21 protein-coding genes are annotated in these 19780 nt (G+C 58.7%); 4 read left to right on the forward strand and 17 right to left on the reverse strand.

Annotated features, from left to right (window positions below; all coding sequences use genetic code 11):
- Positions 1–2: 2 nt before the first annotated feature.
- The 4 genes from ACVVH8_RS21570 to ACVVH8_RS21585 form a co-directional block, all read right to left on the reverse strand.
- Complete coding sequence (locus ACVVH8_RS21570) at positions 3–929, reverse strand: hypothetical protein (RefSeq protein ID WP_475226246.1); 927 nt, start codon at positions 927–929, stop codon at positions 3–5.
- Complete coding sequence (locus ACVVH8_RS21575; protein ID WP_103306681.1) at positions 926–1453, reverse strand: hypothetical protein; 528 nt, start codon at positions 1451–1453, stop codon at positions 926–928. The genes ACVVH8_RS21570 and ACVVH8_RS21575 overlap by 4 nt, the downstream gene beginning before the upstream one ends.
- Before the next feature lie 75 nt (positions 1454–1528).
- Positions 1529–2062, reverse strand: a complete 534-nt coding sequence (locus tag ACVVH8_RS21580) for a hypothetical protein (protein WP_475226249.1) — start codon at positions 2060–2062, stop codon at positions 1529–1531.
- 188 nt (positions 2063–2250) lie between these two features.
- Positions 2251–2730 (reverse strand): GNAT family N-acetyltransferase, encoded by a 480-nt coding sequence (locus ACVVH8_RS21585; protein WP_103306682.1) that lies wholly within the window; start codon positions 2728–2730, stop codon positions 2251–2253.
- Positions 2731–2931: 201 nt separating this feature from the next.
- Between ACVVH8_RS21585 and ACVVH8_RS21590 the strand changes: the two genes are divergently transcribed.
- From ACVVH8_RS21590 to ACVVH8_RS21605, 4 genes are all read left to right on the forward strand, one after another.
- The gene (locus ACVVH8_RS21590) at positions 2932–3585 is read left to right on the forward strand and encodes an HD domain-containing protein (RefSeq protein ID WP_475226251.1); all 654 of its coding nucleotides are present in this window, start codon (positions 2932–2934) and stop codon (positions 3583–3585) included.
- 110 nt (positions 3586–3695) lie between these two features.
- Positions 3696–4910 carry an MFS transporter gene (locus ACVVH8_RS21595; RefSeq protein WP_475226254.1) on the forward strand — a complete coding sequence of 405 codons (1215 nt, stop codon included), beginning with the start codon at positions 3696–3698 and terminating at the stop codon, positions 4908–4910.
- A gap of 64 nt (positions 4911–4974) precedes the next feature.
- Positions 4975–5316 carry a hypothetical protein gene (locus ACVVH8_RS21600; RefSeq protein WP_103306686.1) on the forward strand — a complete coding sequence of 114 codons (342 nt, stop codon included), beginning with the start codon at positions 4975–4977 and terminating at the stop codon, positions 5314–5316.
- A 44-nt stretch (positions 5317–5360) separates the two neighbouring features.
- Entirely contained in the window at positions 5361–5618 is a 258-nt protein-coding gene (locus ACVVH8_RS21605; protein WP_016986009.1) for a hypothetical protein, read from the forward strand.
- A 191-nt stretch (positions 5619–5809) separates the two neighbouring features.
- Here ACVVH8_RS21605 and ACVVH8_RS21610 read toward each other — a convergent pair whose 3' ends face one another.
- From ACVVH8_RS21610 to ACVVH8_RS21670, 13 genes are all read right to left on the reverse strand, one after another.
- Positions 5810–6739 (reverse strand): PfkB family carbohydrate kinase, encoded by a 930-nt coding sequence (locus ACVVH8_RS21610; RefSeq protein WP_103306687.1) that lies wholly within the window; start codon positions 6737–6739, stop codon positions 5810–5812.
- Entirely contained in the window at positions 6732–8198 is a 1467-nt protein-coding gene (locus ACVVH8_RS21615) for a purine-cytosine permease family protein (RefSeq protein WP_475226257.1), read from the reverse strand. The genes ACVVH8_RS21610 and ACVVH8_RS21615 overlap by 8 nt, the downstream gene beginning before the upstream one ends.
- 220 nt (positions 8199–8418) lie before the next feature.
- Entirely contained in the window at positions 8419–9417 is a 999-nt protein-coding gene (locus ACVVH8_RS21620) for an ADP-ribosylglycohydrolase family protein (protein ID WP_103306689.1), read from the reverse strand.
- Entirely contained in the window at positions 9414–10127 is a 714-nt protein-coding gene (locus ACVVH8_RS21625) for a GntR family transcriptional regulator (RefSeq protein WP_103306690.1), read from the reverse strand. Before ACVVH8_RS21625 ends, ACVVH8_RS21620 begins: the two co-directional genes overlap by 4 nt.
- Before the next feature lie 154 nt (positions 10128–10281).
- Positions 10282–11424 (reverse strand): IS481 family transposase, encoded by a 1143-nt coding sequence (locus ACVVH8_RS21630; RefSeq protein ID WP_213026430.1) that lies wholly within the window; start codon positions 11422–11424, stop codon positions 10282–10284.
- A 260-nt stretch (positions 11425–11684) separates the two neighbouring features.
- The gene (gene araH / locus ACVVH8_RS21635) at positions 11685–12653 is read right to left on the reverse strand and encodes an L-arabinose ABC transporter permease AraH (RefSeq protein ID WP_103306713.1); all 969 of its coding nucleotides are present in this window, start codon (positions 12651–12653) and stop codon (positions 11685–11687) included.
- Between the two features lie 12 nt (positions 12654–12665).
- Positions 12666–14207 (reverse strand): L-arabinose ABC transporter ATP-binding protein AraG, encoded by a 1542-nt coding sequence (gene araG / locus ACVVH8_RS21640; protein WP_475226259.1) that lies wholly within the window; start codon positions 14205–14207, stop codon positions 12666–12668.
- A gap of 54 nt (positions 14208–14261) precedes the next feature.
- On the reverse strand, positions 14262–15266 hold the full coding sequence (locus ACVVH8_RS21645) for a substrate-binding domain-containing protein (RefSeq protein ID WP_103306692.1): 1005 nt from the start codon (positions 15264–15266) through the stop codon (positions 14262–14264).
- A 135-nt stretch (positions 15267–15401) separates the two neighbouring features.
- The gene (locus ACVVH8_RS21650) at positions 15402–16220 is read right to left on the reverse strand and encodes an SDR family oxidoreductase (protein ID WP_315447640.1); all 819 of its coding nucleotides are present in this window, start codon (positions 16218–16220) and stop codon (positions 15402–15404) included.
- A 270-nt stretch (positions 16221–16490) separates the two neighbouring features.
- On the reverse strand, positions 16491–17366 hold the full coding sequence (locus ACVVH8_RS21655) for an SMP-30/gluconolactonase/LRE family protein (protein ID WP_475226262.1): 876 nt from the start codon (positions 17364–17366) through the stop codon (positions 16491–16493).
- Positions 17367–17496: 130 nt separating this feature from the next.
- On the reverse strand, positions 17497–18213 hold the full coding sequence (locus tag ACVVH8_RS21660) for a FadR/GntR family transcriptional regulator (protein ID WP_475226265.1): 717 nt from the start codon (positions 18211–18213) through the stop codon (positions 17497–17499).
- A 197-nt stretch (positions 18214–18410) separates the two neighbouring features.
- Positions 18411–18971, reverse strand: coding sequence for a DUF1285 domain-containing protein (locus ACVVH8_RS21665; RefSeq protein WP_475226267.1), 561 nt, complete (start codon positions 18969–18971; stop codon positions 18411–18413).
- Positions 18972–18986: 15 nt separating this feature from the next.
- Positions 18987–19592 carry a DUF4823 domain-containing protein gene (locus tag ACVVH8_RS21670; RefSeq protein WP_093435410.1) on the reverse strand — a complete coding sequence of 202 codons (606 nt, stop codon included), beginning with the start codon at positions 19590–19592 and terminating at the stop codon, positions 18987–18989.
- Positions 19593–19780: the final 188 nt, after the last annotated feature.

Raw genomic sequence — 19780 nt, forward strand, 5'->3', positions numbered from 1 at the left:
TATTATGGGACTGAATCGGTCCAGGGAGTCCATCGCTCAACAACGTCGAGATTCTTGTTGATGATGACCCTCAACGTTTCGTTCTCAATGGATCCAACCTCATGCGTACGGCCTTTCTCGTCAGTTATTCCAGGCTCCAGACGTCCGTCACCGCGGATGATGGTGTATGCCGCAAAGGGTGCCGGGGTTTCCTCTGAACCTGAAACAATCCGCAACTTCGTCTTGCTCGGTGCGAACGAGGCGAGCATGCCGGCGTAGGGCACATCGCTACAGAGCCCGAGGCGATCAATCTGGTCATATCCCAGCGCCAGTTCATAACGCCAGCGCACGATGCACACGGATGCAAGCGGCAGCAATGACCTCGGTCGGTCAGACTGTTTGAGGGAAATACGCGGTGGTGCCACACGGGGATTTTCTATTGCAGCAATGAACCGCGACGTAGGCATGTACATGACTTTCGAGTAATACGCCACGAACGGAAATGCTGTGATAGCTACCTTGCACGGAATGTATTCCTGCGGCTTGAGGATCTGCACCAACTCGACCGGTCTGATGTAGTTGCGGCCGTCATTGATGGCGTGATTCTCGACGCTGATATTGGCGAACATCTCGTACCGACGATCGCCCTCGATCAGGCGCATGCCACTGACGATTCCCGACGCTTCCAAAACGATTTCATGTTCGACGGAAAAGTCTGGATCACCATTCAAGGAGCATTTAATCCAGGTGCCGATCTGCCCTCGTCGGCCATGATCCTCATACAAATCAATCAGGTTTCGGTCTGAGGTGAAACGCAGGTCATAGGAGGAATAATTCTCGTGATTGATCGAGACAAACTCAAGCCTGGCGGGGGGGACATTGAGGTGCAGGCACGATGAACACAATAAAAAACCACCCATCAACAGCCACTTCGCGATACGCAAATTCAATGTTTGACCCTCTGTTCCATAACACGCGCAAACTCGGAACTTGCAATACCGACAGGATGGGATTGGTAAGACTCGGAAAAATACCCCGAGGCACTGAACCGGCAGGCCAAGGCATTGCGCTCTCGTAAAAAAGCCAAGAGCTGTTCCTGTGAAAGAAACGTATTCGAGCCGTCCTCATGATCGCTGTGCACCGATGCCAGACGGGCCGAATATTGATGTTTGCCAAGTGCACCCTGGCGATCCAGTTCATCCACGGCACCGATTAGAAAGTTCGACTGACCGTGTCTCTCATGAAAATCGAGTCTTGCATCCAGATAACACGTCAACGTGTTGTCGTCCTGAATCGTCCTCGAATCACCCTTGAGGATATTCATCAAGTCCGCCTCTGAAGCAAATCGAACTTCAATGGTGCCATTCCCGGGCACATACGCCATGGCAACAAACTCGATGTCGGATCGCGCAATCTCTGGTCTTTCGGCGCAGGCACTGCAAAGCAAAAAACAAATCCCTAAATACCTTTTCAACCCAACATCCTGTCAATTAAATGAACACCTGAAATACCTGACTACGACGATTGCAGATAAGCGCGCAGTAATTACTCACTCGGCTCCATCAGCCTTCAAAACAGACAATATTTCTGCCACCGGCATAAACAACGACCGTGTGTAATACGCTTTGTAACCGGTTGCCATAACGACCACCTTGCAAGGGATACTTTGTTTGCCTTGCAACAACCCTTTCAAGGCACTCTTACTCAGATACTCTGAACTGCGGTATCTGTCGGTATGACTTCTGAAAGAAACACGCGCCAGATAATCAAAGCCGGATCCTGGCGTTGATTGCCGGTTTTCTTCGATCAATCCCATCGCCGCTTGAGCCATCGTGTGTCCAACGGAAAAATCCGTATCATCGGCCAGTGCACAAACAAATACCTGGTCGAAACTGCGGGCATTCTTTTCGCGGGCGAACAGTTCAAGCAGTTCCGTATCCGAATGAAAGCGCACAAGGTAGTAACCACTGATGGTGTGGCCGCTACTGATCGAGTCGAATGCTAACACCGCCGGCCGAATATCATGGGATCGGGCGCAGGACACGCAGAACAGGAACACAACGCTCACCAGTAACCACTTCATGGCATCACTCCCTGTATGTCCGCATATTGCCGGTCACTCATTGACCCAGCGAAGGCTCCACGGGCGTGTAGAAAGGGTTCCAGAAGCATTGCAGGTGTCGTCCGTGAGCGCGCAAAAATGCGCGCGTAGAATGCCGGACCAGAGCACTGGCGACAATCGAATCAATAGCGGATTGCCATTGCGGCACTTTAGCCCTCGGCAAACTCGCGCAGCACTTTGCCATCCATGCGATAGCGCACCCACTCTTCCTGCGGCTGCGCGCCGAGGGATTTGTAGAAATCGATGGCAGGGGTGTTCCACTCCAGCACGCTCCACTCGAAGCGCCCGCAGTCGTTGTCGCAGGCGATTTTCGCCAGGTGCCGCAGCAGGGTTTTACCGGCGCCGCCACCGCGTTGCTCGGGGGTGATGTAGAGGTCTTCCAGGTACAGGCAATTGCTGCCCAACCAAGTCGAATAGCTGAAGAAAAATACGGCGAAGCCGATCGGCAGACCGTCGCGCAGGCAGATCAGGCCGTGGGCGGTGGCGCCTTCGCCGAACAGGCTGCGTTCGATGTCGGCGACGCTGGCGATGACTTCGTGACGGGCCTTTTCGAAATCCGCAAGTTCAGTGATGAAGGCGAGGATTTGCGGTGCATCGCTGGGGGTCGCCGGGCGGATTTCGATCGTCATGGACGGGCCTTGTCGGAATAGGAAAACGCCATACTAAGGCCGCATTGCTTTTGTGGCGAGGGAGCTTGCTCGCGCTTGGCTGCGAAGCAGGCATAATCCAGGAAATGCGATCTGCCTGATCCTCCACATCGATGGGATCCGGGGCCGCTACGCAACCCAGCGGGAGCAAGCTCCTTTACTCAGACGATAAACAGGATGTCTATGTCAGCTACAGCTTTTGCGCCTTTGATGGATCTCGCCGCCGAATTGCTGCCCCACGCTCTGGAACCCTCAGACGACGGCGCTCACGACCTCGCACATCTCCAGCGTGTTTGGCACAACGTGCGTACTTTGCACGCTGAGGAAGGCGGCGACCTGGAGGTGTTGCTGGCGGCCGTGCTGCTCCACGATTGCGTCGCCGTAGAAAAGAACGCGCCGCTGCGTTCACAAGCCTCACGTCTGGCGGCAGAAAAAGCTGCGGCGGTATTGGCAGAAATGAACTGGCCGGAAGAAAAAATCGCCACCGTCGCCCACGCCATCGAAGCCCACAGTTTCTCCGCCAACATCACCCCGTTGACCCTCGAAGCAAAAATCGTCCAGGACGCCGACCGTCTCGACTCGCTGGGCATGCTCGGCGTTGCCCGCACGTTCTACGTCGCCGGGCGCATGGGTTCTGCGCTTTACGACCCGGTGGATCCTGAAGCGAAACAACGCGACTACGATGACAAGCGTTTTTGCCTCGATCATTTCCAGACCAAACTGCTGCACCTCGCCGATGGTTTCCAGACGGTCGCCGGCCAGCGCCTGGCGCAAGACCGGCATCAACGCCTGAAAGGTTTCATGGAGCAGTTCAAGGAAGAGATCGGCATCGTCTAGCGCGTTACTCCGGCGCACGACGATCCTGACTTCAGCAACCTCGGACCTAAGCCCTGCGCCTGACGTGTTATCTAGATGACGCTGAATTTTGCCGCTCAAGGAACCGCGTCATGTCGCCAGCCACACCTCAGGTCTCAGGCAAGCTGTTTGGCCTGTTCTGTCTCGCCAGTTATCTGTTGTCGCTGTCCTACGGCTCGACGTTTTTGCTGTCGTTGTTGATCAGCTCTCGCGGCGGTAACGAACACGACGCCGGCAGTGTGATTTCGGCGGCGATGCTCAGCACGTTTGTGGCGGTGCTGGTGTCCGGACATTTGTCGGATCTGCTCGGTGCGGCGCGTTCGATTGCGTTGTTTGGCGTGCTGTTGGTGGCGGCCAGTCTGGGCTTTGCGCTGACGCCGGGGTTTGGCCAGCTGTTGTTGTTTTTCGGCTTGCTGCTGGGTCTGGGCTGGGGCGTGTTTTACACCTTGGGGCCGATCATTGTCGCGAGCCTGGTGAGTCCGGCGCAGCGGGCCAGATATTTCGCTTTGCTGTCGGGCAGCATGATGACCGGTATCGGCAGCGGCCCGTTGCTCGGACGTGCGGCCAGTGCCATGGGGCTGCCGGTGACATCAGCGTTTTATCTGGCCGCGTTGGCGAGTCTGATTGGCGTGCTGCTGTTCTGGCTGCTCGGGTCGAGATTGCATAGTACTCAAGCCAGCAGCGCGGCAAAAATCACCTGGCGCGCAACCACGCAAGTGCTCGGGTCACGCGCACTGTTCCCGATCATCATGGTGGGCCTGGGTGGCTGCGTGTTCGGTGGTCTGTCGAGTTTCCAGACCAGTTACGCCGCCGCCCGCTCGCTGGATTATTCGCTGTTCTTCCTCGGGTTCATGAGCGCGGCGATCAGCAGCCGGATGCTGATCGCAGGCTTCGTGGTCAAGCGTGATCCGCTGCGTGCATCGTGCCTGTTGTCGGGGTTGATGCTGGCATCGATTGTGCTGTTCGCTTTTGGCGTACACAGCGGTTTCAGTTATCTGCTGGCAGCGCTGATGCTCGGCGTCGGTTACGGCCTCACCTATTCAGTGATCAATGGCCTCGCCGCCAACGAAGCGCCAACCGGCACCACGTCGCAGGCCTTGCTGCTGTTCAGTCTGTCGTACTTCATCGGCGTATTCGGCTTTCCCTTACTGGCGGGGAAAATCATTGTTGAACATGGCATGCCGACGTTGCTGTTGACCGTGCTGCTGGTTGCGCTGGCGAACTGGCTGATCACCGTCGGGCGTTTGTACTGGCGGCGGATCAACGTCAAAACCGTGGCCGCGAGTCAGACCGTTCGTCGTTCATGAGGCACCAATCCATAACGAGAGCAGACCAACGGAGGGTAAGGATTCCAATCACTGGAGAAGCCCTATGATCCCGTCAAGGTTGACCGCTTTCGTATTCAGCGCCCTGCTCTGCCCCGCAGTTTTCGCCGCCACCACGACGGCAGCGGGCACCGGCCCTACCGACCCGACCCCGCCACGAGCCCCCGCCATCAACAGTGCCCCCGGCATGAACACCGATGGCTCGGGCGTGCCATTGATCAACCAGCCCCCCGCCACCGGTACCGATCCGCGCACGCAAGGCAGCGACCCGGGTCGCCAGGGCGGCATGAACACCCCTGATTCCCCAGCAGCACCGGATAACGCCGGTCCCGGCATCGGCTCGAAAACCACCACCGGTGGCTCGGGTTCCGAAGGGTCCGGCCAGTAGTTCGCCGACGCGAGCGTCCTATTCAATCCAATGAAGAGGTAACCATGAACGTCGATAAAAACCTGGAAAAAGAAGTCCTCACTCGTCTGCTGCACGCCCACCCGAGCGGCTTGGGCAAGGAGGTGCTGGACAATTATCGGGGCGAGAAAGTCGTGGCCAGTGCCCTCGCCGCCTTACAGGATCGCGGACTGATTCATCACGGACACGTGACCTGCAACGAGGCCGGCGAACATTCGTTGAACCTGCCGATCAAGCTCAGCGCCGCCGGCGTTGAAGCGGCGCGCAAGCTCGATCTGCAGTAGTACCCGGGCCGTTCGCCGCGCGTGCGGCGGACGGCCAGATCTTTGGGCAGGGCTGGCCAGATCAGAATTTTGCAGTGCCGCTGTCGGCCCCATCGCTGGCAAGCCAGCTCCCACTGGGAGTACGGCTGTACACAAATACTGAGTTCACCACAAAAACCTGTGGGAGCTGGCTTGCCAGCGATAGCGGCGGTTCAGTCGCCGAAAGTCTTGCTGATTAACGCATCAACCTCAGCGCTCCCCGGCGAAGTCGCCGGCCCCCAACGCGTTACCGCCAAAGCCGCCGCCGCATTCGCCCGACGCGCCGCTTCAAGGGCGGACAAACCCTGCGCCAACCCGGCCACAAATACCCCGGCATGCGCATCCCCGGCACCATTGCTGTCTACTGCTTTTACGGCAAATCCCGGTACATGCTGGCGCTCGCCGGCCTGGTGAATCCAGCAGCCCTGCGGGCCGTCGCGCACCACCATCAGCACATCGGCGGGCAGATGTTCGGCGAGACGATCCAGCGCCGCACCGATATCCTCAGTCCCGGTAAAGCGCAACGCCTCGACACTGTTGCTGGTCCACACATCAATGCGCGGCAGCAATTCCTGCATCATTGGCGAATCCGGCGATTCCACCAGCGGGCCCGGATCGAACACCACGTTGATCGAGTCCGGCAACGCCAGCGTCCAGTCAAGCAGCGCCTGCGCCTTGCCCTCATGCAACAGGCTGTAGCCGCTGAGATAAACGTAATCGCCAGCTTCGGCCGCGACGCTGTTCAGATCCGCCTCGGTCACCTCACCTTCGGCGCCGATGTAAGAAATGAAACTGCGCTCGGCCGATGCATCGGTCAGCGCCACACACAAACCGGTGTCGCGCTGCGCAGGCTCAGCGATGCCGATGTGAATGCCCTCAGCGTTCATCGCCTGCCGCGCCAGATCACCGAAACGGCCGCTGCCGTGACGGCCCAGGTAGACGACAGGCAAACCATTACGCACGGCCGCCGCCATCACGTTGAAGCCGCCGCCGGCCTCGAAACCGGCGGATTGCGCCAGCACATCACCGCCAATCTGCGGCAGTTTTTCCACGGCCATGACCAGGTCGATGATGACCTGGCCGGTGTGCAACATCTTAGGCATGGGCATTCTCGACTTGCGCGGCACGGCGATCTTTCGCCCCGCCGAGGACTAGATAAATGCCACCGGCGACCACGAACGTCACGATCCAGCCGAGGCCGTTGTGGCCCAGCCACGAGTCGGACAGAAAGCCCTTGAACCAGACGTTTTCAGCGGTGGTGCCAATGGTGGTGAAGCTGAAACCGAGCACGATGGCAATCGCCCACGCGCCGAACGCGCGCCATTCGATACCGCCGCGATACCAGTAAGCGCTGCTCGGGCTGACATCTAGAAGGTCTTTGGGGCTGTAGTAGTGACGATGAATCAGGTCGACGACGAAGATCCCGACCCACGCAGTGATAGGCACCGCCAGCAGGGAAATGAAGGTGATGAAAGGGCCGTAGAAGCTGTCGGCGATCAGCATGAAGTAGATCGAACCGGCGAAGATCGCGACGATGTCGACCACCACGGCGTAGACGCGTTTGACCTTCAGACCGAGGGTCAGCGTGGTCAAACCGGCGGAGTAGACGGACAGGTTGTTCGACAGCAGCAGGCCACCGAACGCGGTGATCAGATACGGCACGGCCATCCACGTTGGCAGCATGTCGCGGATCGCCACGATCGGATCAGTCGCCGAGGCCAGATCATTGTTGCCGACCGACAGCAAGCCACCGAGGGTGATCAGCAGCACCAGCGGGATGCCCGCACCGAACGCCGCCGACGCCACCAGACGCACGGCTTTGACGCTGCGGTGTTGATAGCGCGACATGTCGGCACCGGCGTTGGCCCAGCCGATCCCGGTGCCAGCGGCCATGGTGCCGATGCCGATGATCATCGCGCTCATCGGTGCGGGCGTGGCGTTGAACACCGCGCTCCAGTCGATGGTGGCGCAGAGGAAACCGCCGACCAGAATATTCAGCGCGCCGAACACGTAGGTGGCCCACTTCTGGATCACCAGCAACGTGGCGTGGCCAAGGCCGGAAACCGCCAAGGTCAGCAGCACAAAAATCGCGATGAAGATCAGCGTCAGCAGCGGCGCACTTTTCGCCTCGACCGGCGAGCCGAACAGGATTGAGCACAGCGACAGCAGCACGAAGGCGGCGGTGGTGGTGTTGACGGTTTCCCAGCCCAGTCGCGACATCAGCGAGACCAGCGTCGGGCCGATATTGCCGCGTACGCCGAAGATTGCGCGCGACAACGTCAGGCTCGGCGCCCGGCCACGACGGCCGGCAATCGAGATGATCCCGACCACGGCGAACGAACCGGCGGCGCCGATGATCGCGACGATGATCGCCTGCCAGATCGCCAGCCCGCGAAACGCGACCAGCGTGGCGCCCAGCGGCAAACCGAGAATGGAAATGTTGGCGGCGAACCAGACCCAGAACAGTTGCAGCGGATGACCGTTGCACTCAGCTTCCGGCACCGGTTCGATGCCGCGGGTTTCCAGTTGCCCGGCGCTTTGCCCGGTGTTTGATGAACTCATGAAAAATGCTCCTGTTTGCCTTTTTTGTGGTTGTGGCAATGACGCATGACGACAAGACATTCCGCCCATCCTGGGCCTGTCTGTGCGATCCATTGCGGGTGATATTCAAGATTTGCGGTGCGCCTATCGCTGGCAAGCCAGCTCCCACAGGTCCAGAGTGAACCTTAAGGTATGCACTATCCCTGTGGGAGCTGGCTTGCCAGCGATGGCGTGAGTTCAATCAGCGCAAAGCCAGCAGCCCCTGCACCAACGGTTCAAGCTCCAGATGATTGACCGCTTTCACCGTTTCAATCATCGGTGCAGGCCAACTCTCAAGGCCCAGGCAGGCCCCGAGCATTGCCCCGAGAATCGCCGCGATGGTGTCGGTGTCGCCACCCAGACTCGCCGCCATGCACAACGCTTCGAACGCGGTCATCTCACCGACCGCCACTTGCTGCGCCAGCGCAAACGAGACCACCACCGACTCCTGCGACGCCACTGAAGTGCCGATCACGTCGTAGAGCAGATCCGCCAGCAGCGCTTTGTCGCTGTCGACGCTGATGGTGCGCGCCCAACTGATGCGCGAAGCAATACGTCCACCGGCCACCCAGTGCCCGTACGCTTCCGCTTGCTGGGCGATTTGCTGACCGAGGTTCAACGCCTCGCCCAGATCCACGCCATTGATCCCGGCAGAGACCACCGCCGCCACTGCCGCCGCACTGGAAATCCCCAGCGTGGTGTTGTGGGTCACCTGACAGGCCTGCACCACCGCCGCAATAAAGCGCTCGGGATCAGCCACATCTGCCGCGATTCCCACCGGAGTAATGCGCATCGCCGCGCCGTTGGTGGTGCCGTAACGCCCGGCCTCTTCCGGCGAATGACCGGCGAGGATCATTTCGATGGCACGTTTGGTCGACGGCCCGAGCAAGTCCTGCGAGCCCTTGGCCTGCATCGCCGCTTCCCATTCGATCAGGCGTTGCGCGAGGATTGCCGGTTCGATACGGCCCTTGCCTTCGACCAGCAACTCGCCGACCAGGATTGCCTGCTCGGTGTCGTCGGTAATCGAGCCTTTGGGCATGTTTGCGGCAATCGGTTGCAGCGGGCCGGCGTCCTGCAGATCAGTAATCTGGCCGAAGCGGGTCTTGATCGTTTCGCGGTTCAGCGATTGCGTCGGCATGCCCAGCGCATCACCGAGGGCCAGGCCATAAAACGCACCGAGGGCACGGTTGAGCGCGGTCATTTCGATTCTCCAAATTGCAGGTGCAGACGGAAGTGCACCGGGTCGAGCAGGCTTTCGACCTGCTCCATGAAGCGGTTCTGTCGGTCGTAAGTGGTGCGCAGAGCCTTGAGAAACACTGTGCCGAGCGGGCGGCCGAGCAGTTCAGCGTCTTCGGCATTGAGCGGTTCAGCGCCGATCCACTGATCGCCGCGCTCGCCGATGTAGCCGTAGGCGGCCAGGGTGATGGTCAGGGAGTTGTCGATCAGACCGACGCGCGGCAGGCTTTCCAGGCCGCCGGTGGCCGGCATCAATGAGCGTTCGAGGGACACCAGCGTGCCGTCATTGGCACGGCGGCGACGGTCGAGGGTAATGAATTTCTCAGTGCCGAAAACGGCCAGCAGATCGGGCCGGGTCACGGCTTCCAGACGCAGCACTTCGGTGTTGATCAGCGCCCCACTGTCGGCCAGCGCCTGCGCCCAGCCGCTACGCTGGTCGAGTACGACACCGTCGAACGTGACGATGGAACCGACACCGCTTTGCGTGGCGATGTAATTGCGCCGCTTCAATTCGGCCAGCGCTTCGCGCAGCGTGCCGCGGCTGACCTTGAATTCCTGAGCCAACTGATGCTCGCCGGGCAATAGAAAGCCGTCCTCCATGAGGCCGCTTTCGATGCGCCGGACGAGTTCGTCGACCACCCGTTGTTTCTTGTCAAATCGTACCTGTCTAATCATGTACAAAGTGATAACCGAAACAGACTTGAACGGGCAAGGAATATTTGGCGGATCGGACAGAAGGCGAGAAGATCAACAGCACCCTCACCCTAGCCCTCTCCCTGTATGTACCGGAGACATGGTGGACACATGTTCGGAGACATGGTGGACGGTTTTAGATCTTCTTACCTGCCGTAACGATCTGCAAGTTCAAGTCGATTCGGGCAATACGATGTCTACTCCAGTAGACATCGTGGATGCCATCTTCCGTCGTTTCCCGGATAGCTACTGACCTCCCATAAAAAGCTTTTCCGACTGTGTATTCACGGTTCCGCCAGTAGATCTCGCCCTTCACCTGAACCTTCCTGACCACATCCCCATCGTCGTACTCCGGCGCCGCGGGCTGCTCCTGATATTCCCGTGGGCTGCTGCTGTAGCGAGTAGCAGGCACCTGCATGTCCAACGCTTGATGTGGACGCTTCTGGTTGTAGATATCACGCCAGATATCAAACGCCCGTTGTGCACCGTTGAGATCAATAAAATGTCGGTCTCGCAGGACTTCATTTTTCAGGCTGCGGTGGAAGCGTTCCAGCTTTCCTTGGGTTTGCGGATGATAAGGTCGAGAGTGCCCGACCTTGATGCCCTGACTCATCAGCCAGACCTCCAGCGCGGTATAAACGCCAGTCTGGTCACCCCAGGGTGAACCGTTGTCCATCGTCATGCGCAAAGGCAGACCATGACGCCGAAAGACCCGGATTAGATGCTCCTGAACGGTTTCACGTCGCTCATCGAGGCAGGCCGCGATACACAGCGAAAACCGCGAATGATCGTCCAGTATCGTCAACGGATGGCAACGTCCCTGAGCCAGGCTGATATGGCCCTTGAAGTCCATCTGCCAAAGATCGTTGGGCGCTTCATGCTCGAAGCGGATAAACGGTTTAATCTCAGCGGCCTTTGAATCAACGCGTGAATGACGCTGTAAAACCGCATGCACGGTACTGACCGAAGGCATTACTGCGCCGCTGTCTTCCAGCACACGTTTGAGCTTGCGAGCGCCCCAAGCCGCGTATTCCTCACTCACGGTCAGAATCTGCTGCTCAACCTCTTCAGCGCAGCGTTTGGGTGACGTCTTCGGTCGTCGAGACTGATCGATCAAGCCCTCTGCACCTGAAGTTTCAAACCTGTTGAGCCATTTGTAGGCAGTGCTTGGGCTGATATTGAATCGGCGGCAAAGCTGCCGGACATTGGCTCCTTCTTGCCGAGCCAAATGCACAAACTCTGAACGAAGCTGCACGGTGGACACCTCTTCCCAGGACACAGGTCATCTCCTTGGTGATGAGCAATGTGTCTATTAAAAAGTGTCCACCATGTCTCCGAACACCTGTCCACCATGTCTCCGGTACATACACTCCCAAAGGGAGAGGGGACTGAATGGGGGATATTGGGGAGGTACGTCGACCTGAAAAGGCTTTGCCGAATCCATAATCGACGGGATTTTTCAGGTCGATGTAGAGCGCAAGACACCTCGGTCAGTCCCCTCTCCCTCCGGGAGAGGGTTAGGGTGAGGGGCTTTTGATCTCAGCGCTGTTTCAGTCGATCGATGACCACAGCCAACAGCAAAATCGAACCACGAATCACATACTGATAAAACGTGTCGATGTTCTTCAGGTTCATCGCATTCTCGATAATCGCCAGAATCAACACCCCGGCAATCACATGCCGAATCATCCCGATCCCGCCGCTCAGCGACACCCCGCCCAACACGCAAGCCGAAATCACCGTCAGCTCGAAACCCTGGCCGATCATCGGCTGCCCGGACGTCATCCGCGACGCCAGAATCACCCCGGCCAGCGCACCAATCACACCGTGCACGGCAAAGATGATGATCTTGGTGCGATCGACGTTAACGCCCGCCAGCAGCGCCGCTTCCTGGTTGCCACCAATGGCCATGGTGTTGCGCCCGTAAGTGGTGTAATTCAGCAGCCAGCCGAAAAACAGGAAGCAGACGATAGTAATCAGAATCGGCACCGGCACACCAAACAACTGACCATTACCGAAGACGAAGAACGATTCCTGCGACACGCCCACCGCTTTGCCGTTGGCAAAAATGTACGCCAGGCCACGAACAATCTGCATGGTCGCCAACGTAGTGATCAACGCATTGACGCGCAATTTTGCAATCACAATCCCGTTGATCAGCCCGACAATCAGACCCATCACCAACGCTGCGCTGACGCCGAGAAACACGCTGTTGGTGTCACGCATCACCACCGCCGCGACCACGCCGGCGCAAGCAATCACCGAACCCACCGAAAGGTCAAAATGCCCCGACGCCAGGCAGTACAACATCGTGCACGCGGCAATCCCGGTGGTGGAAATCGCCAGGCCCAAACCACGCATGTTCAACGGCGAAAGGAAGTTGTCGATCAGCAGCGTGCAGGCCACGAAGATGCCGACGGCTGCCAACAGCATGACCCAGTCATCGAGGAAGCGCCGCATATCCAAAGGTTTGCGCTCGGTCGGCAGGGTTTCTTTCTGGGTTGTCATCATAGTCACCTCTCAGTTCGCCACGCCGTCAGCGCGGTGGCGCGGCAAAGCCAGTTGCAGCAAGTTGGATTCATTGGCCTGGTCACGGCTGACTTCGCCGCGCAGGGCGCCTTCGCAGAGCACCAGAATGCGGTCGGAAATGCCCATCACTTCCATCAGGTCGCTGGACACCACGATCACCGAAATACCCTCGGCGGCGAGGTTATGGATGATCTGGTAGATCTCCGCTTTGGCACCGATGTCGATGCCGCGAGTCGGTTCGTCGAGCAGCAAAACCTTCATCGGCATCGACAACCAGCGACCGAGAATGGCCTTCTGCTGATTGCCGCCGGAAAGGAATTTGATCTGCTGCCCGGCGTGCGGGGTTTTCACTTTCAACGCCTTGATTTGCTTGTCGGCGTTGCCCTTTTCCCACAGCCCGCGAATCAGGCAGCCGAGGCCGGAGTTGGCGCCACGCGCACTGATGTTGATGTTCTCGGCAACGCTGGCGAGCGGAATGATCCCTTCCTTTTTACGGTCCTCGGGGCACAGCAGAATCCCGGCGGCAATCGCATCGCGCGGTGAGCGCAGTTTCAGTTCATGACCACGCAATTCAAGGCGTCCAGCAGTGTTGCGCTCCAGACCACTGAGCAGACGAAACAATTCGGTGCGCCCTGCCCCGACCAATCCGAACAGCCCGAGAATCTCGCCTTTATGCGCCTCGAAACTGATCGGCTCACGCAGGCCCGGGCCGAGCAGGCCGTCGACTTTCAGCGCCACTGCGCCGCGTGGGCGATGGCGGTAATCGTAGATGTCCTGAATGTCACGGCCGACCATGCAGGTCACCAGTTGATCGTGGGTCAACTGGCTCATGTCGTCGAAAGTACGCACGAAACGGCCGTCCTTGAACACCGTGACGGCGTCGCAGATACGGAACACTTCTTCCATGCGATGGGAAACGTAAAGCACCACTTTGCCTTCGTCACGCAAGCGCCCGATGATCGCCATCAACCGATCGATTTCGCGGGCCGAGAGGCTGCTGGTCGGTTCGTCGAAGGCAATCACATGCGCGCCACGCGACAACGCCTTGGCGATTTCTACCAGTTGTCGCTGGCCGAGCGACAAACGGCCGACCTTGGTCTGCGGATCGATCTCATCGGCCAGGCCTTTGAGGCAGTCCAACGCTTGCTGGCGTAACGTACTGCGATTGATCAGGCCGAAGCTGGCCGGCAGGTGACCGAGAAACAGGTTCTCGGCCACGGTCATTTCCGGCACCAGATGCAACTCCTGGTGAATCACCGCGACGCCGCTGCCGATGCTGTCGGCGGTGGATTTGAAGGCCATCGTCCGCTCGCCGATCTGCAACTCGCCGCTGCTCGGAATGTAGGCGCCGCCGAGGATTTTCAGCAGGGTCGATTTGCCGGCGCCGTTTTCACCCATCAGTGCATGGACTTGTCCTGGATGGGCGACGAAGCTGATGCCGTCCAGCGCCTTCACACCGGGGAAGGTTTTACCGATCCCGTTGAAGCGCAGGCTGCCGCCGCCGTTGTCATTTGTCTGTACTTGCGCGTGCATTTGAAACACCTCTTCACACGATCAGACGGCCCGGCTGTCCGGGCCGTTGCGACGTCAGTTCCACAAGCCGATTTTTTCCAGCTCTTGCTTGAAGTTCTCGCGGGTGATCAGGGTGACGTCGTCCATGGCCGTGTACTTCGGGGGTTCTTTGCCGGTGGTGACCCACTCGTACATCATCTCGGCGGTCTTGTAGCCTTCGATGTGCGGGCTTGGCAGCATCGACCCGAAGAAGCCGCTGTTGGGCTTTTTCAGTTCGCCGATGGCGTCAGTGCCATTGATGCCGATGCCGATCACATTGGTCGCGGCAAAACCGGCGGCTTCGGTGGCGCGCACGCCGCCGAGCACGGTGTTGTCGTTCATGCCGCCGATGATCAGGTTCTTCGCCGCACTCGGCAGTTTCACCAGCGCCGAGTTGGTCGCGTCCATGCTGCCTGGCACGTCGAGGGTTTTCAGTGCGGCGAACAGAATGTGGTCTTTCGGCATGCCGGCGTCTTCGAGGGATTTCACCGAGCCGTCGGTGCGCTTCTTGCCGGTGTCGAGTTCGTTGTAGGTGTTGACCACCGCGTAGGTGTCTTTCCAGTCCCAGTTACGTTTTTTCGCTTCGGCGACCATCGCGTTGCCCTGCTTCTGGCCGACTTCGAACGCGGCCATGCCGAGGTACGGCACGTCTTCCATGAACTTGCCGTTGGCGTCGACGAAACGGTCATCGACGGCGATGACTTTGAGGTCATTGAGCTTGGCTTTGGCCATGATGGCCGGGCCGAGCGACACGTCCGGCGGGCAGATCACGAAGCCCTTGGCACCGTTGGCCGCGAGGCTGTCGATAGCCGAGAGGGTTTTCTCGCCGTCCGGTACAGCGATCTTGATCAGTTCAAAGCCCTTGTCCTTGGCGGCTTTCTCGGCGAAAGCCCATTCGGTCTGGAACCACGGCTCTTCCGCCTGCTTGACCAGAAAACCGATTTTCACGGTATCGGCAGCGAGCAGCGCACTGCTCAGGCTGAACGCGGTGACCGCCAGGGCGGCACTGCACAGGGTACGAATCCCGAAACGACGTTTCATAAGCTGACTCCTTGTTATTTTTTTGACCAAATTTTGAAAAGCGTTAAAGCAAGGTTCTGCAAAGCCTGTTGAAAATAGTCATATCGTATGATGATTGGATTTCAAGCGGATTTATCCGCATGGAAGCCGCAGTGTTCAGTCGTGGTACATCACCGAACGACCACCATCGATGGTGATACATGAAGCATTGATAAACGGCGCTTCGTCGCTAGCCAGAAACACTGCCGTCATCGCCACTTCCAGCGGCTGACCGATGCGTTTTGGCGGATGCAGATCAAAGGCGCGTTGGCGTTCGGCGTGCGGGTCGGCAAAGCCGTTCCAGTAATCGACGTTCAGTTGCGTTTCGATGTAGCCCGGGGCGATGGCGTTGACGCGAATGCCCTTGGCCGCATATTCGATGCCGAGTGCGCGGGTCAGTCCAAGCAAGCCGTGCTTGGCCACCGGATACGGGAAGCAACCGGGGATGATGTGGCTGGAATGGGTCGAGGCAATGTTGATGATGCTGCCGACGCCCTGCTCGATCATCTGCGGCAGCACTGCTTTGCAGCCATACCAGGCGCCGTCGAGGTCGATGGCGAAGCAACGATGCCAGTCTTCTTCGGTCATTTGCAGTGGATCACGGAACACATTGACCCCGGCGCAGTTGACCAGCACGTCGATGCGGCCATGCAGTTCGACTGCACGTCTGGCCATAGCGTGAAGATCCTGCTGACGTGACACATCAGTCTTGAGTGCCTGCACGTCAAAGCCCTGTTCGCGCCATTGGGCGGCGACTTTCTCGACCTTTTCCGCCTGAATGTCGCTGATCACCAGTTTGGCTTGTTGCGCGGCGAAGGCTGCAACGATGGCTTCACCGATGCCTTGGGCAGCACCGGTCAACAGCACGACCTTGTTTTGCAGACGCTCACCCTTCGGCGGTGCGGGCACCGGCGGCAGGGAAAGTGGTTCAGCCATGGATCAGGACTCCTGTTCGCAAGCGCAAAAAAACCGGGCATCTGCCGATGTCCGGTCTGGAAGGCGTTTGAAACAAAACAGGCAGGCGTCGCTGACGGCATCGAACCGTTGCGAGACGCGGACTCCATTGGGGAGTGCGATAGACATTCGCTGCATCACTTCACCTGTTTTGTTCTTTTTAAGTGTGAGTGCGTGTTACTGCTGGAGCCGACTATAAACCCGACCGCCAAATAATCTCAATATATAATTTTGCATCCCATATTTTGGGATTTATCCAGCGAATCGCGTACAGAGTTTTCCGGCAATATCCACGCGCATCGACAGCACCGCGCCATCCAGTGGATGGTTGTGCGGACTCTTGGCACTGGTGATGTACAGGGTTTTCAGGTCTTCACCGCCGAACACGCAACTGGTCGGGCGGCTGACTGGCAGATCGATCCTGCGGTCGACCTTGCCTTCAGGCGTCAGGCGCAGCAGGCAACTGCCGTCCCAACGGGCATTCCACACATAGCCCTCCGCATCCAGCGCCGAACCGTCCGGGCCGCCCTGCTGATCCGGGCCGTACCAGACTTGTGCGGCATCGAGATTGCCGTCGGCGTGAATGAAGTAGCAATGGAGCGTGCCGTCGAGGCTGTCACCAAAAAGCAGCGTGGTGCCGTCGTCGCTCCACAGCAGCGTGTTGGGAATCCCCAGACCGCGCAGCAACGGCGTGACACGTTTATCGGGGTCGACACGGAACAATCCACCGGAACGGCGTGTGATCGGCAGATCTTCGCCCTGCTCGCCGATGTTGTTTTGCATGGTGCCCAGCCATAACCGGCCTTGCGCGTCGCAGCGAGCTTCGTTGGGACGATTGCCCGGTTGCGGGTCGGCGACGCAGAACAGGGTCAGGCGCGGTTCGAGTCCAGGGGAGTCGAGATCGAGGCGGTAAACGCCACTGCTCAGGGTCACCAGCGCATCGCCACCGTTGCATGGAATGAACGCGGAAACATGCTCGGGCATTTGCCAGATCTGCACGTTCTGGCCGATCAGGCGCAGGGCCTGTCTACCGGCGATATCGACCCAGTACAGCGCTTGGGTTGGTGCGTCCCAGAACGGGCCTTCGCCAAGTTGGGCGCGGTGCTGGGTGACGGCGGTCCACGGCATATAACTGTCTCCATTTTTCTTGTTTTTACTGTAGGAGTGAGCCTGCTCGCGATCGCGGCGGATCAGTCGAAGCAGCTTTGCCTGATACGACGCTATCGCGAGCAGGCTCACTCCCACAGCCGAATTTGCATTAACTGGCTTTTTTATCGGCCATGACTTTCGGGTAAAAGCGTTTGATTGCCAGGTCTGCGTTGTCGATCAGGGTCATGCACGCCCACACGCCTCGCGCGGCATCCCGGGCGGCGATTGCGTCGGCCATGTCTTTGTGGATCGGCAGGGTGCGGCGCAGTTCATCGGGATCGGCGGCAGAAACTTCGAACGACACCGCTAGCAACGCACCGAGGGCCGGGACCATTTGTTCGATGAACTGATTGTGGCTGGCGGCAAGGATGCATTCGTGGAAGGCCTGATCGGCGCGGTTGTAATCGATGCCGCTGTCGACGGCGCGCTCAAGGGCGTTGTAAGCCAGTTGCACCGCTTCAATCTGTTCCAGCGTCGCGCGCTCACAAGCCCAGCGCACGGCCATCGGTTCAATGGTGCGACGCAGATCGAGCAAGTCATCGACAAAATTTTCCGGTAAGCCATTACGTGACAGCCAACCGACGACTTGCGGATCGAACAGGTTCCAGCGCCGCACCGGCAACACGCGGGTGCCGACCTTTGGCCCGACTTCGAGCATGCCTTTGGCAACGAGAGTTTTGATCGCTTCGCGAATGACCGTGCGGCTGACGCCAAGCTGCTCGCCCAGATCGGCCTCGACCTTCATGGTCTGGCCCGGTTTGACCTGCCCGGCGGCAATCCAGCTGCCGAGCCAGTCGACCGTTGAGGCATGAAAGCTGCTGGACATGGATACCTCAAAGCTGTTTGCGATGGGTCATCAAGCTAATCATCATACGAATAACAGTCAATCGGGATTTTCAGCTGAAACACAAACCCCCTGTAGGAGTGAGCTTGCTCGCGATAGCGGTAGATCAGTCGGTATTTATGCTGACTGATACACCGCTATCGCGAGCAGGCTCACTCCTACAGGGGGTTGTGCGTTTGTCAGGGCTCAAGGCCGATGCGGAAGAACTCGCCGCCACTCCACACCCCGAGCCAGCGCTGGCCATCGATTTCACGGCTCACCGCCAGTTCCACCAGTTGATAGAACACGTTGCGGTGAATCAGCGCTTCGAGGTTAGTGCGTACATGCACGTAAGGCGCCGGCTCTTGCGTCGTCGGATCAATCTCTACCCGGATCGGGTGCTCGGGCCCGGCCTCGGCAGTTTCATCAACGTTGGTGGTGAAGCGCAAAAGCTGCGCCTCACCCTCGCCTTCAACCTCGACGGCAATGGCCACAAACGGCGCATCGTCGACTTTGATCCCGACCTTCTCGACCGGGGTGATCAGGAAGTAATCATCGCCATCGCGGCGAATGATCGTCGAGAACAACTTGACGATCGGTTTGCGCCCGATCGGCGTGCCCAGGTAATACCAGGTGCCGTCCCGGGCGATGCGCATGTCTATATCGCCGCAGAAGTCCGGGTTCCACAAGTGCACCGGCGGCAGGCCTTTGGTTTTGGGGATCTGTCCCAACAGGTCATTGGCTTTTTGCGGGCCACTCATGGCGTACTCCTTGAATTATTGGTCGCCGACTCCCAGCAGGCTGCGCGCGTATTGAGCCAGCGGCGGGCCGATCAGGTCTTCGGGCTTGTTGTCGTGGAACGTCAGTAAACCGCCACGACTCTTGATCCGTGCAGTATCAATCAAATACTGGGTGCTGGTCTCGATCAACATGATCTGAATCACGCCGCCATCGATACCGAGGCGATCCACAGCTTCCTCGTCGAGCCACTCATCGGAGTTGCCGATGCGGTCGTCAGCCTTGGCGAAACGCGTGTACAGCAGGTAGTGCGCACCGGCATCGCGAGCTTCGCCCATGGCCTGATCAAGGCCTTCCGGCGCACGAGCGCGGCGGACCATCGGAAAGTATTCGACGAAGCCCTTGAAGGCCTCTTCAGCCACCACGTTCGGTCGCGGATACGAACCACCCGGCGGTGCGAACGCGCCTTGGGCGATGTAGATAAATGAATCCGGTTGAATGCGGAAGTTGTTCACGCGGCGACTGTCGCTATGATCGAGCAGCCCCGCATCGCTCATCTGATAGCGGGTGCCTTCGGCCATATCGCTGACAGTCATACAGCCGCCAAGCGCCAAAACGGCCAGCAGCAAAACCAGGCTACGCATCCTATTCCTCCAGTGGCCGGTGACGGAAAACCGGCGAATGGCCGTTGGATGCAGCTTTTGCGCCAGTCCTTGAAAATGTGCAGGTATCGAATTTGAAATGACGCCCCAAAGGCCTGAAATGAAGCCTTTGTGGCGAGGGAGCTTGCTCCCGCTCGGCGGCGCAGCCGTCGTGATTTCGGTATCTATGG

The sequence above is a fragment of the Pseudomonas trutticola BRTCR10 genome, assembly GCF_056155105.1.

Coding starts and splice junctions, on each gene's coding strand:
- araH (WP_103306713.1), bottom strand. CDS start 12,653: ATGACAACCCAGAAAGAAACCCTGCCGACCGAGCGCAAACCTTTGGAT.
- ACVVH8_RS21585 (WP_103306682.1), bottom strand. CDS start 2,730: ATGACGATCGAAATCCGCCCGGCGACCCCCAGCGATGCACCGCAAATC.
- ACVVH8_RS21610 (WP_103306687.1), bottom strand. CDS start 6,739: ATGCCTAAGATGTTGCACACCGGCCAGGTCATCATCGACCTGGTCATG.
- ACVVH8_RS21615 (WP_475226257.1), bottom strand. CDS start 8,198: ATGAGTTCATCAAACACCGGGCAAAGCGCCGGGCAACTGGAAACCCGC.
- ACVVH8_RS21590 (WP_475226251.1), top strand. CDS start 2,932: ATGTCAGCTACAGCTTTTGCGCCTTTGATGGATCTCGCCGCCGAATTG.
- ACVVH8_RS21625 (WP_103306690.1), bottom strand. CDS start 10,127: ATGATTAGACAGGTACGATTTGACAAGAAACAACGGGTGGTCGACGAA.
- ACVVH8_RS21620 (WP_103306689.1), bottom strand. CDS start 9,417: ATGACCGCGCTCAACCGTGCCCTCGGTGCGTTTTATGGCCTGGCCCTC.
- ACVVH8_RS21670 (WP_093435410.1), bottom strand. CDS start 19,592: ATGCGTAGCCTGGTTTTGCTGCTGGCCGTTTTGGCGCTTGGCGGCTGT.
- ACVVH8_RS21595 (WP_475226254.1), top strand. CDS start 3,696: ATGTCGCCAGCCACACCTCAGGTCTCAGGCAAGCTGTTTGGCCTGTTC.
- ACVVH8_RS21650 (WP_315447640.1), bottom strand. CDS start 16,220: ATGGCTGAACCACTTTCCCTGCCGCCGGTGCCCGCACCGCCGAAGGGT.
- ACVVH8_RS21660 (WP_475226265.1), bottom strand. CDS start 18,213: ATGTCCAGCAGCTTTCATGCCTCAACGGTCGACTGGCTCGGCAGCTGG.
- ACVVH8_RS21665 (WP_475226267.1), bottom strand. CDS start 18,971: ATGAGTGGCCCGCAAAAAGCCAATGACCTGTTGGGACAGATCCCCAAA.
- ACVVH8_RS21655 (WP_475226262.1), bottom strand. CDS start 17,366: ATGCCGTGGACCGCCGTCACCCAGCACCGCGCCCAACTTGGCGAAGGC.
- ACVVH8_RS21605 (WP_016986009.1), top strand. CDS start 5,361: ATGAACGTCGATAAAAACCTGGAAAAAGAAGTCCTCACTCGTCTGCTG.
- ACVVH8_RS21580 (WP_475226249.1), bottom strand. CDS start 2,062: ATGAAGTGGTTACTGGTGAGCGTTGTGTTCCTGTTCTGCGTGTCCTGC.
- ACVVH8_RS21645 (WP_103306692.1), bottom strand. CDS start 15,266: ATGAAACGTCGTTTCGGGATTCGTACCCTGTGCAGTGCCGCCCTGGCG.
- araG (WP_475226259.1), bottom strand. CDS start 14,207: ATGCACGCGCAAGTACAGACAAATGACAACGGCGGCGGCAGCCTGCGC.
- ACVVH8_RS21600 (WP_103306686.1), top strand. CDS start 4,975: ATGATCCCGTCAAGGTTGACCGCTTTCGTATTCAGCGCCCTGCTCTGC.